The 11,773-nt window shown below is 46.9% G+C and carries 9 protein-coding genes; 5 read left to right on the top strand and 4 right to left on the bottom strand.

Going from position 1 to position 11,773, the window contains the following annotated elements; all coding sequences use genetic code 11:
* Nucleotides 1-75: 75 nt before the first annotated feature.
* From dtd to deoC, 3 genes are read left to right on the top strand one after another with little or no spacing between them, the layout of a single operon-like run.
* Nucleotides 76-528: a D-aminoacyl-tRNA deacylase gene (gene dtd, locus HMPREF1254_RS06405; protein WP_023057846.1), complete on the top strand. Its 453-nt coding sequence runs from the start codon at nt 76-78 to the stop codon at nt 526-528.
* Between the two features lie 30 nt (nt 529-558).
* Entirely contained in the window at nt 559-882 is a 324-nt protein-coding gene (locus HMPREF1254_RS06400; RefSeq protein ID WP_023057831.1) for a nucleotide pyrophosphohydrolase, read from the top strand.
* 3 nt (nt 883-885) lie between these two features.
* On the top strand, nt 886-1,836 hold the full coding sequence (gene deoC, locus HMPREF1254_RS06395; protein ID WP_023057833.1) for a deoxyribose-phosphate aldolase: 951 nt from the start codon (nt 886-888) through the stop codon (nt 1,834-1,836).
* 90 nt (nt 1,837-1,926) lie between these two features.
* Here the strand turns inward: deoC and HMPREF1254_RS06390 are convergent, their stop codons facing one another.
* Complete coding sequence (locus HMPREF1254_RS06390) at nt 1,927-3,291, bottom strand: alpha/beta hydrolase (RefSeq protein ID WP_023057826.1); 1,365 nt, start codon at nt 3,289-3,291, stop codon at nt 1,927-1,929.
* Nucleotides 3,292-3,369: 78 nt separating this feature from the next.
* Entirely contained in the window at nt 3,370-4,347 is a 978-nt protein-coding gene (locus HMPREF1254_RS06385) for a polyprenyl synthetase family protein (RefSeq protein WP_023057838.1), read from the bottom strand.
* Between the two features lie 87 nt (nt 4,348-4,434).
* On the opposite strand from HMPREF1254_RS06385, the gene polA reads away from it, so the two are divergent.
* Complete coding sequence (gene polA / locus HMPREF1254_RS06380) at nt 4,435-7,197, top strand: DNA polymerase I (protein ID WP_023057849.1); 2,763 nt, start codon at nt 4,435-4,437, stop codon at nt 7,195-7,197.
* Nucleotides 7,198-7,257: 60 nt separating this feature from the next.
* Complete coding sequence (locus HMPREF1254_RS06375; protein ID WP_051331296.1) at nt 7,258-7,473, top strand: toxin-antitoxin system antitoxin subunit; 216 nt, start codon at nt 7,258-7,260, stop codon at nt 7,471-7,473.
* Between the two features lie 352 nt (nt 7,474-7,825).
* Here the strand turns inward: HMPREF1254_RS06375 and HMPREF1254_RS06370 are convergent, their stop codons facing one another.
* Nucleotides 7,826-9,472: a hypothetical protein gene (locus HMPREF1254_RS06370; RefSeq protein WP_036873228.1), complete on the bottom strand. Its 1,647-nt coding sequence runs from the start codon at nt 9,470-9,472 to the stop codon at nt 7,826-7,828.
* Between the two features lie 120 nt (nt 9,473-9,592).
* Nucleotides 9,593-11,713, bottom strand: a complete 2,121-nt coding sequence (locus HMPREF1254_RS06365) for a TonB-dependent receptor (protein ID WP_081699050.1) — start codon at nt 11,711-11,713, stop codon at nt 9,593-9,595.
* Nucleotides 11,714-11,773: the final 60 nt, after the last annotated feature.

Raw genomic sequence — 11,773 nt, 5'->3', positions numbered from 1 at the left:
CGTGAAGATAAAAGATGTGCTCAATTATCGAATGATTATTTGGTTTGCACCATAAAAATAAATATCATTTGTAAAATGAGAATTGTCATACAAAGAGTTTCAGAAGCATCGGTAAGCATCAAAGGCACGATGAAATCGGCCATTCAGCAAGGTTTTCTTATCCTTTTAGGGATAGGTGAAGATGATACCGAAGACGATATTGAATGGCTTGTAAAGAAGGTTGTCAACCTTCGTGTGTTCGATGATGAACAGGGGATTATGAACAAATCTATACTCGATATCAATGGCGAAATATTGGTGGTGAGCCAGTTTACCCTCATGGCATCATACAAAAAAGGCAACCGACCATCGTATATTCGAGCTGCAGGGCACGAGATTTCTATCCCACTCTACCAGTTGTTTTGCGAACGTTTGACTACCCAATTGGGAAAAGAGGTAGCCACTGGCGAGTTTGGTGCCGACATGCAGGTGAAATTAGTGAACGATGGTCCGGTAACCATCTGTATGGATACCAAAAATAAAGAGTAACGCAAACACCCCCAAATCAAGATTTAAGATATGGAAATCAAAGAAGCACAGCAACAAGTTGATCGCTGGATTAAGGAATATGGTGTACGCTATTTCTCCGAACTCACCAATATGGCGTGCCTCACCGAAGAGGTTGGCGAGTTGGCGCGCATCATCTCACGCACCTATGGCGACCAAAGTTTCAAGCCAGGAGAAACACCTAATCTTGCCGATGAAATGGCGGATGTTCTGTGGGTGCTCATTTGTTTGGCCAACCAAACAGGGGTTGACCTCACCCAAGCATTCGAAGAAAACATGAAAAAGAAAACAAAGAGAGATAAAACAAGACATATTAACAACCCAAAACTTCAATAAAAAATGGCTATCAAACAGAACATAGAAGCATCGAAAGAGCAATTGAACGCTAAGAATGCGCCCAAGCAAACAGTCGATAAGTACGAACAGGCTTTGAAAAAGTACAACACCAACCTTAACGATGATGAAGTACGAGAGGCGGTTAAGAAGATTATCGAAGAGAAAGTACATATCAATGACACCCCTGAGGTGAAGAAATTTCTGTTTGGAAGTATCGAACTGACCTCATTGAAATGCACTGATTCAGACGAAAGCATCATGGCTTTTACCGAAAAGGTAAACCAGTTTGACACAGAATACGCTGACTTACCCCATGTTGCCACTATCTGCGTGTATCCTTGTTTTGCTCAGGTGGTACACGATACCTTGGAGGTTGAAGGCGTTGAAATAGCCTGCGTATCGGGCAGTTTCCCCTCTTCACAAGCCCTCATCGAGGTAAAGGTAGCCGAAACGGCATTGGCAGTGAAAGATGGAGCTACGGAGATTGACATCGTAATGCCTGTAGGCAAATTCCTAAGCGGCAATTACGAAGAGATGTGCGAGGATATACAAGAGTTGAAAGAAACTTGCGGAGACGCAGCCATGAAGGTGATTTTAGAGACAGGATGCTTAAAAACAGCCTCAAACATCAAGAAAGCCTCTATCCTTTCCATGTATGCCGGAGCCGATTACATCAAGACTTCTACGGGCAAAGAGAAGGTGGCAGCCACGCCAGAAGCTGCGTATGTGATGTGCCAAGCCATCAAGGAATACTACGAAGAAACGGGCATTCAGATAGGTTTTAAGCCGGCAGGCGGCATCAACTCGGTAATGGACGCCCTCATCTACTACACCATTGTAAAAGAAGTGTTAGGCGAAAAATGGCTTACCAATAAATGGTTCCGCTTAGGTACCAGTCGCTTGGCGAACATGTTGCTCAGTGAGATTGAAGGAAAGGAAGTAAAATTCTTCTAAACATCGATAGAACCAGCTGAAAAAAATTGCCCTGCAAAAAAGCGGATATACACCTCAGAAATGTATATCCGCTTGAACTTTTTAGCGTGATCAAAGTGCCTTGATCCAATCAACGATGTCTTGCATCACTTCTGGCGCAAAGGTTTCTTCAATCAATCGATACTCCGTTGTCTGTCCCGTCGTACAGTGTTGGAACAGATGGTTCAGTCCTTCGTATTCTTTAATCAGGTTCTTTTTGTTGGGTTTCAAGCCTTTTCTCAAGGCAGAAAGATTGTCGCGCGCATCTACCTGCACATCTTTACTACCATTCACCGCCATGACAGGGCACTTGATTTTTGGAAGATAGCAAGCCATGTCGGTAGCGATGAAATCGAGAACCCATGGGGTTTGTATGGTGATAACGGGTAAAAAACTTTGCCGGCTCAATGCTGGGAGCGACACATTAGTTTGTTTCAACAAGGAGTCTAACACGGCTTCGGGGTGAGAAATGTCTTTCTTGGCATTTCTATAAGCATAAATAGCCCCCAACACCTTACAGTAATCGCGGGCGAAAGTGGCACCACCTCTTGCCTCCATCGCTTGATATACTTGCTTTAACATCAAGCTATCACCACGTCCAGCGACCCCAGCAAGACTCACAATAAAATCGGGTAAGCCCTCTGCTGCCAACATCATGGCAATACTACCACCCTCACTATGTCCCATAACACCTATCTTTCCAAACTTTTTCAGGCTTTTCAGGTAGTTGAAACCACAGCGCGCATCCTCCGCATTGTCTTTCATTGTCGATTGGGAAGCATCACCTGTAGACTTCGCAAACCCTCTGTCATCGTATCGAAGCGAAGCAATGCCATGGCGAGCCAAATAATCTGCCAAGACGAAGAAAGGCTGATGATCGAATATTTCCTCGTTTCTATTTTCCTGACCGCTACCTGTTACCATCAGTACCACAGGTACTTTCTGTTTATTCATCTGCTCATAACCCTCAGGATAAGTCAATGTTCCCGAGAAAACAGCATTCGCCTTGGCGTTTTGAAAGGTCACTTCCTCAGTTTGATATGGATAAGGCGCATGAGGAGTTTGCGGTCTTTTTAGTTCCTCGACACCACGATTGAGCATCAAGGGGAAAGACCTCCCAAACTGTGTAAACGTTCCTTGAATGTGGTCCCCCTGCTGTTTGCCGAGATACCGTGCTCCTATAGAGGAGATAACAATATCCACAGAGTCGGCTGTGAGGCTGTTCACTGTGGTTGGAACGCCTTTTACACTTTGGTCAGGACTATCCATCGTACCGATGAAACCGCTGTTTTTGTCCTTTTCAACGTGAAAGACTAGCGTTAATTGTGTACCTTGAACCAACAGTTTGCCCGTCCAACTACCTTCCAATTTCTGTGCATGCGATGCGCAAACGGAAGCACACAACAGGAGCATAAAAGTAAGAAATCTTGTTTTCATGACGATAAGAATATGATTTTTACAAGTTATCTATCACAATCAAAACAAAAACAAGGCTGGAAAAGGTGTGCGTACTCCTTATTTTGTACGCTTCACCACATAATCGATGTAGGCCTGCAAAGCCTTCTTAATATCGGCATCCGCCACATGAATGTCTATAAAAGCCAATGCCTGTTGATGCAATTCGTCCATGCGTTGCTCTGCATATTCAATGCCCCCCTGCTGCTTTGTGAAAGCTACCAATTGTGCGATTTCATCGGGTGTCACCGTGTTGTGCTTCACCTTATGTGCCAATTGGAGCATGGTGGCATTGCGCGTAGAATTCAAGGCATAAATAACGGGGAGGGTAAGTTTGCCCTCTGCCATGTCATTGCCAGTGGGTTTGCCAATCTCTTTCGATTCAAAATAATCGAAAATATCATCCCTAATCTGGAAAATAATACCCAACGTTTGTCCAAATTGACGAGCAGCCTCCACCTCTTCAGGTGTTGCTTTGCCCGCTTGTGCGCCAATCACGGCACACGATTCGAACAAGGCTGCCGTCTTTTGCTTGATGACTTGGTAATATACTTCTTCCGAAATGTCCTGATTTTGGATATTGCTCAGCTGCAAAATCTCACCATTCGACAAGGTTCTACCAAGGTTAGCAAGGTTTTGAATAATGGCTTCCGAATGAGTGAAAGAAACCTGTAACAAAGCTGTTGACAGGATATAATCGCCCACCAGCACCGCCACTTTATTGTCATAGGTAGCATTCACCGATGCCTGTCCACGGCGTTCGCCACTCTCATCCACCACATCATCGTGCACAAGGCTGGCGGTATGCAGCAGTTCCAAGCCCACCGCGGCATGCTGGGCGGTCGAGGTAATGCCATTAAAGTTCTTCGCTATTAACAAAATAAGCATGGGCCGCATACGCTTTCCCTTTCGTTGACGAATGTGAGAAAGTGCTTGCGAAAGCAGTCCATCACCGTGTGACAATGATTCATCATACAGGTAATCAAAGTCATTCAATTCATCGACAATAGGTTGTTGTATCAGGGATAAATAGTCCATGCTTGCTATTTTTGTCACAAAAATACGGAATAAATCCCTATTTGTTCTATTTTTTTCGTAATTTTACAATATATAATATACTAAAATATGGACAAACTGTTTCTCTTGGACGCCTATGCACTCATTTATAGGTCGTATTACGCATTCATCAATAACCCGCGTATCAACTCCAAAGGCCTCAATACATCGGCCGTCATGGGCTTTTGTAACACCCTCAACGAGGTGCTCACAAAAGAGAATCCCACGTATATAGGCGTGGCATTCGACCATGGACTTACCTTTAGGAACGAGGCTTTCCCCGCTTACAAGGCGCAACGGGAAGCTACACCAGAAGACATTAAGAAAGCGGTACCTATCATCAAACAAATATTGGAGGCCTATCACATTCCAAGTTTGCAAGTAGACGGCTTCGAAGCCGACGACATCATCGGCACATTAGCCACGAAATCGGGCAAAAAAGGCATAGACACCTATATGCTGACCCCTGACAAAGACTACGGACAACTGGTGGGAGAACATGTGTGGATGTACCGTCCACGGCACGGAGGTGGGTACGAAACGCTGGGTGAGAGAGAAATCTGCGACAAATACAACATCACCACCCCACTACAAGTCATCGACCTTTTAGCCCTCATGGGTGACACTGCCGACAACTTTCCGGGATGTCCGGGCGTGGGAGAAAAGACCGCTTCAAAACTTATCAACCAGTTCGGATCCATTGAGGAGCTGTTGAGACGAACCCCAGAGATTAAAGGTAAGTTGCGCGAGAAAGTGGAAAAGGCCATCGAGGATATTAAGATGTCACAATTCTTGGCAACCATCCGCACCGATGTGCCCATTAAGTTGAACCTGGATGACTTGACGCTGAAACAACCAGATGAAAATAAATTGGCCGAAATCTTCACCGAATTAGAATTCAAATCATTCGCCAACAGAATCCTTAACAAATCACAAAGAAATCCAAAAACAACAAACAAACAACTCAATCTCTTTGCAGAATCCCCGGCAATTGGGCAGGTTGAGCCAAAAAACGCGAGTTTTGAGAGCCTTAAAACGGGTCATTACGAATACAAACTCATTGATAGTCAGGAAGAAGTGCATCGGATTTGTGACTTTTTCTTAACAAATAAAATTCTCAGTTTAGACACTGAGACCACTTCAACCAACCCCATGGAGGCAGAATTGGTTGGTTTGAGCTTTGCCGTTGAGCCGAAAAAGGCATTTTACGTGCCTGTTCCTACCAATCGTGAAGATGCCATAAACCTTGTTAAAATATTCAAACCTCTCTATGAAAACGAGGAGATTGTGAAAGTAGGGCAAAACATCAAGTACGACATGGAGGTGCTTCGCAATTACGGTATCGAACTGAAAGGACCGATGTTCGACACCATGATTGCCCACTATGTGCTGCAACCCGAACTTCATCACAACATGGATTACATGGCAGAGGTGTACCTCAACTATCAAACCATACATATTGAAGAACTGATTGGCGAGCGAGGAAAAAACCAAAAGAACATGCGCGACCTCTCTCCTACCGACATCTATGAGTACGCTTGCGAAGATGCAGACATTACATTGCAACTTAAAAACGCGCTCGAACCTAAGCTCAAGGAAGCCGGAGTCGCTCATCTGTTCTACCAAATGGAAATGCCTTTGGTGAACGTACTGTCCGAGATGGAAATGAACGGCGTGCGCATAGATACCGAAGCGTTGAAGGAAACGTCAGAAAACTTCACCAAACGAATGCTGGATTTGGAGCATCAGATTCACGAACTGGCAGGCGAAGCGTTCAACGTGTCATCGCCCAAACAGGTGGGCGACGTTCTTTTCGACAAATTACACATAGCCGAAAAGCCCAAAAAGACCAAGAAAGGGCAATTCGTCACCAGTGAAGAGGAACTGCAAAAATATGCGGCTGGCAACGAAATAGTAACCCTCATTCTGGATTATCGTGGGCTGAAAAAGCTGTTGGGGACCTACGTTGACGCGCTGCCCAAGCTCATCAACCCCCGAACAGGGCACATTCATACCTCGTTCAACCAAACGGTAACGGCCACGGGACGGCTCTCCTCGAGCGATCCTAACCTGCAAAACATCCCCGTACGGGGCGAGGATGGAAAGGAAATCCGCAAGTGTTTCATCCCCGAAGACGGTTGTTTGTTCTTCTCCGCCGATTATAGTCAGATAGAATTGCGTGTCATGGCGCATCTCAGCGGCGACAAACACATGATCGAGGCCTTTCAACACGGCTACGACATCCATGCCGCCACCGCTGCCAAAATATACGGCAAGGACATGAAAGACGTGACGCGTGACGAACGAACCAAGGCCAAACGCGCCAACTTCGGCATCATCTATGGCATCACGGTGTTTGGCTTGGCAGAGCGATTGGGCATCGACCGGAGTGAAGCCAGAAAGCTTATCGACGGCTATTTCACCACCTTTCCGCAGGTATACGACTACATGGAACAGGCCAAAGCAACGGCTCGCGAGCAAGGATATGTGGAAACCTTCTTCCATCGCCGCCGCTATCTCCCCGACATCAACAGCCACAACGCCACCGTCCGTGGCTTTGCGGAGCGCAATGCCATCAACGCACCCATCCAAGGGTCGGCTGCCGACATCATCAAGGTGGCGATGATACGTATTTACGAACGGTTCAAACGAGAGAACATCCAATCAAAAATGATTCTTCAGGTACATGACGAACTCAATTTCAGCGTGCTGCCCGAGGAGAAAGAGCAGGTTGAACGCATCGTGATGGAAGAGATGCAAAACGCATATCCGCTGCGGGTTCCGCTGATAGCCGATGGCGGTTGGGGTAAAAACTGGCTGGAAGCGCACTGACAACCCATGCCGTCTGCGGGACAAAGCACGACGAACATTCAAACCCAAACGATTACTTACATGAAAATAATAGATATCGTAAGATACGCGACCGCCCCCGTCAGCTACATGGATGAAGTGGTCAACGCCAACGAAACGCTGTTGGTACAACGCCCTGAAGACAAGAGTGTGGTGATACTTTCCATGGAAGAGTACAACCGCCTGAAAGCCATCGAATGGCGACAGCAATCAAACGAGCCCCACTACTCCACCCAACAGCAACAAATAAACGAATGACGCCTTGAAGACGTTGGCCACGCCTGATAACCTCCCTCGCCGTTACATCACAACCAACTGAATAGCAATTGGTTACAAAACATCCAGGACACACCTTTCAAAAGCATTGAGTTTGAACTCCAAAAGCATTGAGTTTGGCCTCCAATAGCATTGAGTTTGGGCACCAAAAGCATAGAGATTAAACGGCAGAAGCATGGGGACGGAAAAAAATCATCCATACGTTGGGTGACGCATGGGTGAGGTTAGAAGACAGCTTGGCAGGCCCATCCGGCACCCGAGCGGTACGTTGTACCGCAAAGGGCGCAGCAAGACCTGCCAAGCTGTGCCGCGTCAAGCAGTTCGCAGAACTGCATTAGAACCAAAACCCCCTGCCGTCGTGGACGGGAACATCAGCCATATTCCAATAAAACTCTGCCAAAGCGGTTTTGATATCCTTGATACCAAAAGCCTTCATGAGCGACAGCACCGTTCTTTGGTCATGCTCGGAGAGGTCTTTCAGCTGGGTACTCTCCACCAAATTTGGATTCTCCCAAACCTCAAGGTCCAAGCCTTTTTCATTCCAGTCCATATACACGTTGACGGGAATCTTTATAACCGGCATCCATGCCTCTTTTGCTTCTTGCTGTGCTGAGGGCTCATAAAAAGGAGAAGGCTTGCCCCCTACCCTTTTTGACTGGTGCGCCCGCATGAGTCGAATGTTAAGTGTGAATTGCTTACGGCTGCGCAAAAAAGTAAAAAACCCCTTGATACCTATCGGGTTGTCGTCGTCCAAGAACGCAGCATCGTCAAAGTGTACGGTCTTGTTCCAAGGCTTTGTGTCGCAGTAAGTGTATTGGAAGAAATCAGGATGGTTGCCATCCGTCTTCTCCTCTACCCCACCATACGACGGTTTCACGTCGCTTACGGTGAAGAAATGCTGATAGTGCTGGTCCTCTCCTCCATTTACTATCTGCCCCGTTATATCCTCATGCTTGTCGTTGAAATAGCGCAAAGAGAACGCATATCGCACAAATTTATCAGCATTTCCCATCACATTAACCGACGTGGGATTTGACTTGTCTGCCACCCATTGATTGTTTTCCAACGTATATTTCAACCTATACGACTTGCCCAGGCATTGATTATTCTTTGAATATCCGTTTTGATGGAACGTCTTTTCGCCATGCAAATGCCCTTCATACACCTCTATTTCCACCGTTTTGGGTTGAAACAGCGACGCATCGAGGGGTTTTGCGTCCCCTTGAGCCACCTGTCCGTCTACGTCAAAGGGCAGCGACACCGTAATGTCCCACTGTCCGGTAGAGGTGAGAGCCGCGGCAGGAAGATAGAAAGGTGACAACCGGTTGTCCTTGTCATATTTGCTTTGAGCCGCATGCAGCAAGTCGACTGACAGGTTGAACGCCTCACTCGGATGCACAATCTGCAACAACCCGTCAAATCCAACGGGGTTGGTAGCCCCCATGTCTACCCCATTGTATTGGTCCACATAGCAATAATCGTAGGGCAATTGGCTCTTATCTGCCACGCGCGCCTTGCCTGTCTTACCCAATACCGTAGTGGTTTTGTACAGCGAAAAGAAGTGCTGATGTATCTTATCTTGTCCCAAATCGAAGAACTGGTGGTTGATTTTCTCACCCTTGCTGTTATAATATTCAATGGACAAGTGGTACACCACCGCCGGATTCGCCTTGACGCTCTTCACTTGAAAGTGCTTGAGCGCACTGCTGACGTGCCACCCCTCTTTGGGTGTTATTTCCCAAACGATTTGCTGCGCCGGCGTTGTCGATGGGGTAAAATCAGCCAACACCAACTGCTGGTTAAACGGTTTGTTACCCTTGATGGACCCCTCTTGCAAGGTAAACACGGCCTTCACCGGGTCTTCGTGCAACTTGTTCTTGAGTTCATCCACTGCCGCTTCGGGTTTACACGATGCTACTACAAATATCAACAACATACAGAGGTATGCGAAAATGGTTGAAAATATGGTCTTTGTTCTCATTGTTTTTGTTATTTTGATCATGTTTGTTTTTTTATAAAATGACGAATACGGTTATCGTTATTGATGAACCCGTAAACTATAAACTGGTCAACTTGTTAACTCGTAAACTTGTCAACTATCTCAATTAAACCTCCAACGAAGGGTGCAACGAATGTCCCTCCCAAGGTCGTGGGCGTAATACCGACTCCGATTGGTGTACTCCTTATACAATTGATTCAACACATTGGTTCCTTCAAAACACAAAGATAGCTGTTGGTGATGAGGCATTTGCCAGGTAACACCACAGTTAAAGCCCAACAAATGATATGCCGCCGGCGTATCGTCCACCAGGTCGGTAGCCGCATTAAACCTGCGTTGCTTGGCCACATAGCGGTGCTCGATGCCCACAGAAGGATGCCAAGCCCCGCTGACGGCAGGCTTCCACGACAGCTGCTGCGTGAGCTTAAACGACGGAATGTACGGCAAATATGCCTTTGTTCGTTGCTCGTTCGCCCATATCCACGATGCAAACACGCGGTAGTCTACCGTGCGCAAAGGGTAAAAATGCGTATCTACGTCCACTCCACGAAACAAGGCATTGGTCTGAACGTATTGAAATACGGGGTATGCTCCAGACACTACGACGATGTTCTCGCGCGTAGGATAATCGTAAATGTAATGATTGATCCATTGCAGATATCCATCCACCCGAGCTTGCACCCATGTGTTGGCGTAGCTGAGTGAGGTCACCCACTTGTAACTTTGCTCTGAACGGAGCGTGGAGTCGCCACGCACAAACATGCCGGAGCTTAGCTCGTTGCCATTACTAAACAGTTCGTAAACGTGTGGTGCGCGCCATGCCATGCCAAAATTGGTAGCCAATGTCAACAGATTTCCTAAATGCTGATGACCTCCTAACGTGAAAGTAACATTCTCAAAGTGCCTGCTTCCCCCATATCGGTGTCCGGTCCAATCGTAGCCATCGGCACGGGTAAGCTGGTAATCAAACCTTGTTCCACCCTCTACGCCCCATGTATCGCCCAAATATTTGCGCAACGCATAAGCGCCAAAGGTTGTTTCTGTATAGTTGGGTATTACGGGTACAACGCCCGTTCCACGCTCATTACTATTCTTCATGAGCATTCCTTGCGCCCCCCACTCTGTCTTCCAACGGTCAGACAGCTTACTCCAATGCCATTGTGATTGCAGTGATTGTAAGAAAAGACTAACCGAAGGGATGTCCGAATGGTTCATGCGACGGATGCGATTTTCACGCCTGTCGTCGGCTTGATAGGTGGTTTGCCAACTGCATTTCACGCTCCTACTTGGCTGATAATAAACATTGACAAAGGCGGTATGATGCGCTACACGCTGAAAGGGATAATCTATTTGATAGGTAAAAGGCGTAAACTCAACCGGTTGTCCTATCCTGATGCGCTCTTGCAACAGCTGCTCGTTGCCCATTTGCGCACTACGCATCACTCCCATTTTTTGCCAAAACAAGCTGTACCCCGTTTCTATGCGCCACTGGTCATGCTGATATCCCAGCGAGAACGCGGCGTTGCGTTGCCGCATGCCCGTGTTGTTGAGCAGATAAGCCGCCGTACTTCGGTCGCCCGACTGTTCAAAAGTGCCTTGCAAGCTCCACGCTATTTGGCGATTAAAAGGCAGCGTTCCCTGCATGAATCCTACCGTTCCCATCTGCCGTCCGTTGCTTCCATAGTAGCTCATCACGTCGGCTTGCACCTGAGGAGCGCCATACGGCAAGGGTTTGGCGTTCATCAAAATGATGCCACCCAACGCTTCCGCGCCATATCTCACCGACTCAGAGCCTTTCACTACCACCACATCGTTGAAGGCATTCTTGTCAATTTCTGGCGCATGGTCTATCCCCCACTGCTGTCCAGTAAGCCTTGCTCCCCTACTCACTACCAATATTCGGTTGCCATACATGCCGTGTATCACCGGCTTGGCAACATTGGAACCCGTCTGAAGCATACTCACCCCACTGACATTCTCTAACATCGAGGCCAGTGACTTGCCCGCTGCACGGGCAATGTCATCGTGGGTGAGTGTGGCACTCACACTATTGGGCGTAACGATTTGCCGTTTACTCTTCACCACTACCTCGCCCAAAGTAATGGTATCTTTTAGATGTTGCCGAGGTATGTGTTCTATATCCTGCGCATTCACAAACGTACTATTGCTCATCACCATACTCAATAATAGGATGATAAGCCATAATTTTTCCTTTTTATTCATTTGTATAATTTCTCCTTTTCATTCAATAGGCATCGCCTCAGCCATTCAATCATGATTGGA

The organism is Prevotella sp. BV3P1, assembly GCF_000479005.1.
Taxonomy (GTDB): Bacteria; Bacteroidota; Bacteroidia; order Bacteroidales; family Bacteroidaceae; genus Prevotella.
Note: the sequence above shows the minus strand (reverse complement) of the source record. Positions and strands in the feature narration are given on the sequence as shown.

Coding starts and splice junctions, on each gene's coding strand:
- dtd (WP_023057846.1), top strand. CDS start 76: ATGAGAATTGTCATACAAAGAGTTTCAGAAGCATCGGTAAGCATCAAA.
- HMPREF1254_RS06385 (WP_023057838.1), bottom strand. CDS start 4,347: ATGGACTATTTATCCCTGATACAACAACCTATTGTCGATGAATTGAAT.
- HMPREF1254_RS06400 (WP_023057831.1), top strand. CDS start 559: ATGGAAATCAAAGAAGCACAGCAACAAGTTGATCGCTGGATTAAGGAA.
- HMPREF1254_RS06375 (WP_051331296.1), top strand. CDS start 7,258: ATGAAAATAATAGATATCGTAAGATACGCGACCGCCCCCGTCAGCTAC.
- polA (WP_023057849.1), top strand. CDS start 4,435: ATGGACAAACTGTTTCTCTTGGACGCCTATGCACTCATTTATAGGTCG.
- deoC (WP_023057833.1), top strand. CDS start 886: ATGGCTATCAAACAGAACATAGAAGCATCGAAAGAGCAATTGAACGCT.
- HMPREF1254_RS06370 (WP_036873228.1), bottom strand. CDS start 9,472: ATGAGAACAAAGACCATATTTTCAACCATTTTCGCATACCTCTGTATG.
- HMPREF1254_RS06390 (WP_023057826.1), bottom strand. CDS start 3,291: ATGAAAACAAGATTTCTTACTTTTATGCTCCTGTTGTGTGCTTCCGTT.
- HMPREF1254_RS06365 (WP_081699050.1), bottom strand. CDS start 11,713: ATGAATAAAAAGGAAAAATTATGGCTTATCATCCTATTATTGAGTATG.